Origin of the sequence: Blautia sp. CAG:237 (genome assembly GCF_000436615.1) — a bacterium.
GTDB classification, from domain to species: domain Bacteria; phylum Bacillota; class Clostridia; order Lachnospirales; family Lachnospiraceae; genus Blautia_A; species Blautia_A intestinihominis.
Genome location: NZ_FR886741.1, coordinates 43,113 through 46,753 on the forward strand (window position 1 = coordinate 43,113; position 3,641 = coordinate 46,753).

At 41.4% G+C, this 3,641-nt stretch carries 4 protein-coding genes, 1 tRNA gene and 1 pseudogene; 5 read left to right on the top strand and 1 reads right to left on the bottom strand.

Annotation, left to right across the window (positions count from 1 at the left end):
• Positions 1 to 286: pseudogene (locus QZL69_RS08395) on the top strand (hypothetical protein); the annotation flags it as partial.
• A 72-nt stretch (positions 287 to 358) separates the two neighbouring features.
• On the opposite strand, the gene QZL69_RS08400 reads toward QZL69_RS08395, so the two are convergent.
• Positions 359 to 432 (bottom strand) — tRNA-Pro (locus QZL69_RS08400).
• Positions 433 to 559: 127 nt separating this feature from the next.
• Here QZL69_RS08400 and QZL69_RS08405 point away from each other — a divergent pair.
• The 4 genes from QZL69_RS08405 to QZL69_RS08420 all read left to right on the top strand — a co-directional run.
• Complete coding sequence (locus QZL69_RS08405) at positions 560 to 1,495, top strand: hypothetical protein (protein WP_022214769.1); 936 nt, start codon at positions 560 to 562, stop codon at positions 1,493 to 1,495.
• A 19-nt stretch (positions 1,496 to 1,514) separates the two neighbouring features.
• Positions 1,515 to 2,156 (top strand): hypothetical protein, encoded by a 642-nt coding sequence (locus QZL69_RS08410; RefSeq protein ID WP_022214770.1) that lies wholly within the window; start codon positions 1,515 to 1,517, stop codon positions 2,154 to 2,156.
• A gap of 22 nt (positions 2,157 to 2,178) precedes the next feature.
• A complete protein-coding gene (locus QZL69_RS08415) occupies positions 2,179 to 2,904 on the top strand; it encodes a transglutaminase domain-containing protein (RefSeq protein ID WP_022214771.1) in 726 nt (241 codons plus the stop codon).
• A 21-nt stretch (positions 2,905 to 2,925) separates the two neighbouring features.
• The coding region (locus QZL69_RS08420) for a hypothetical protein (protein WP_291519017.1) at positions 2,926 to 3,641 on the top strand (716 nt) is incomplete at its 3' end.

The following is a 3,641-nucleotide window of genomic DNA, read 5'->3' on the forward strand; positions in this document are numbered from 1 at the left end:
GTTCAGACAGGAAAATTACGAAAAACAGGGAGACTATGCCGTTTTGAGCTGCACAATAGCCAAAGTTCCATTTGGAAGTTACACGATCAGTGAAAAAGAAACGCTGCGTTATAAATTTCAGGGCATCACAGCAAATACTCCCAATGTACAGATTACAGGCAGAGAAGGAACAGCAGTTCTGGACAGTATAAATGAGACAGCAGCAGTTACCTTTACCAATCTGAAAACACGTTATGACGGCTACAGTCATACAGATGTCGTGAGAAATATCATACCAGTCGCATAAAAGAATAAAATAAAACAAAAAGGCTTCCGAACGACCATAACGTCCAGAAGCCTTTCCTGTTGAATAAGAACATCGGGGAAATGGGATTTGAACCCATGACCTCACGGCCCCCAGCCGTGCGCGCTACCAAGCTACGCCATACCCCGAGAATATGTAGTATTATAGCAAGCAGAAAATACTTTTGCAACTGCTTTTTTTATTTTGATGGTCAATTGATTGAAATTGTCCAAAGAATATATTATAATGTAAAAAAACTGGAAAGGAGAGGAGGGAATGAAATTGGAAAGAAGTAGTTGGGCTGGCAGAACGATGCTGGTGGTATTCTTTTTTGCATTGATCCTTTCATGTGGAGCAGGGGATGTTCATGCGGCAGTGAATAGCAGCGCGAAGACTTCAGCATCCACTGGTAAGGGAAGTACTTCGAAAGTCAAGAAGGGACTTATCTGGGAAAAGGGTGGTTATCGCTATTATGTCAATAATAAACCTGTCCGGAATACATGGAAGATCATCAAAGGTAAATATTACTGGTTCCGTGAAAATGGCGTAGCAGCCAGAGGTGGGGCATGCAACGTAAGAGGGATATATTATGTATTTGATATGAACTCTCACAAAGTGACACCTGGAAGCACGAAAGTCGTAAAGATAAACACATACTGGTTTATCGTCAACAAATATGGTAAAGGCGTTGGCGGATGGCAGGAAGTAAACGGCAGAGTCTATTATGCTTACAAAAGCGGCAGATGCATAGTCAACAGGACTATAAGCGGTCTCAGGTTTGGCAAGAACGGATATGCGGTGGATACCATGCAGGCACACTGTAAGATGGCAGCAAGGAGATTTATTGCAAATCATACAACAGCAGGTATGACCAATCGTCAGAAACTGCGGGCATGCTTTAATTATATTATAGGTTATAATAGATTTGTAGGAAGCATGGATCCTACCCCTGCTGAATTCAGAAGCCGCAGATGGGTATACAAATACGCAGTTCAGATGTTTGAAAACGGTCTGACAGGAAACTGTTATGGAATGGCAAGTGCAGTCGCAGCAGTTGCAAAGGAACTGGGATATCAGCCGTATGTGATCACTCTGGCAGAGGGACACAGCTTTGTGATGATAAATGGACGCTATTATGATAACATGTATGGAGCTTTATTTGATGCGGCTTCACGCCCGTCTTATGTAGCACAGTATAAAATAAAATTTTAAATAAAAAAGGAGAATCAACATGAAAAAAACCAGAAAAATCTTGGCAGTAGCACTTTTCCTGCTGCTCATGCTGACACCGGTTGTTTCAGTTTCTCAGCCAGTCACTGTGCAGGCTGCTGCAAAAACAACCCTGAAGAAATCAGGCGGCAGATATTACGCTTATGAGAATGGCAAGAAACTGTGTAATGCCTGGCGTACGATCAAGAGCGGCAAGGTCAGCTATACCTATTACTTTGGAGCAAATGGTGCAGCCTATCAGGCCGACAAAGGAATGATGGGAAAATACAGTGTAATTGTCAAAAAGATCAAGGGTCAGTATTATGGCTTTGATTATCTGGGACACAGAGTTAAGGGAGTACGTGTGGGAAGTACCTCTGCATATGGAATGCCATATGTATATTACTTCAACGCAAACGGGACTTACAACAAAACAAAAACAGCACAGTTGAGAGCTGCTTCCAGAACAAACAAAAATGCAACAACAATCAAGAAACTTCTCGGAAAATACAAAAAATACAAAATTTCCAAAAACAGTTGTTTCAGAAATGGAAACGGAGTGGACATCACCTATACTTATGATAATGTAGAGTTATCTGTATTCCGTCCAAAGGGTAAGAGCTATAAATATGATGTTGTAGAGAGCCTTGTTTCACGCTACTAAGAAAGAAGAGGGAGAATTTAGCATGAAGAAAAAATTAACAGCACTCGTTTTAAGTCTTGTGATCGCAGCAATGCCGGCAGCAGCTCCGGTTATGAATGTACAGACCGTGTCAGCGGCAACAACCAAAGCAGCTGTTCTGAAAAATACATGGAGCAAAGATCATAAATATTATTATGACAAAAACGGCAAAAAAGTAAAAGGAATCCGTAAGATCGGCAAATATACCTATATCTTTGATTCCAAATATACACTTGTGAAAAACAAGAAATATTACAAATACAACGCAAGTACTTACTACAGGATCGATACTCAGGGACGTGCAACCAAACTGTCTCAGGTAGAGACACTGGCAGCAATCCGTCTTCAGAAATGTGGCGGTAACTTAAGAAAAGCGTTTAACTGGTCAGCATCTCTTCGCTACAATGGAAACTACAAAGTGGCAAAGAAAAACCAGACATATTATGGAATTTATGGTTTCCGTACAGGAAGTGGTGACTGCTATGTGATGGCAAGTACATTTTACTGGATGGCAAAGGTTGCGGGATATAATGTACATTATGTAACTGGTTACGTAAACAAAGGTAAAGGCAACGGACCTCATGCATGGGTTGAAATTAAGGTCAAAAACAACACTTATGTATATGATCCAAACTTCCAGAAGGAATACGGACCGAAAGGTTACACAGGATATGCAGTCAAATACGGACAGAAAGGTACTTTGAAGTATATCAAGAAAAAAGTCTACTAAAAAGAGAGGCAGGACAGGTAAATGAAGAAAAAAATCGTAACAATTTTAATGACAGCGGCAATTGGAACCAGTCTGTTAGCAGGCCAGGCTGTTATGGCAGCAGACACAGAAACAGCGACAGAAGCCAAAGCAGATGATACCGGGGATTCCAAAGAAACAGAAGAAGAAAAAACAATCGGTAAAAAACCGGAAACAGATAAAGACGCAGAAGGTGTTTTCAGCCTGAAATTCAAGAACCTTACAGGTAAGGTGATTACAGAAGTGACTGTCAAGAATGAGAAAGATGAGAAATATCCGGATAATTTCCTCGAAAAAGATGACAAGTTTGCAGCAGATGAAGAAAGAACACTCTGGTTTGACCCGAATGCAGACACAGAAGATGCAGCAGAGACAGCAGATGACAAGGACACAGAAGAAGCATCTGAGCCGGAAGTTCAGAAATATGATATGCAGATTACATTCGAAGATGGAACAACTGCAACACTTCATACACTTCCGTTTGGCGATACAGAGGAAGCGGAACTTCATCTTGAAGGAGAAGTTGCTTATATTGTATTTGACAGCAAGGATCTGAAGAAATCTGTCAATACAAAGGAAACAGAGCAGGCACTGGCACCGAAACCGACAGAAGCACCGGCACAGCAAACATCCTCACAGACAGAGGATTACAGCTATGATGATTACAGCTACGATGACTACGGTTATGATGATTCCGGAGATTCTGACGGCGGAAGCGA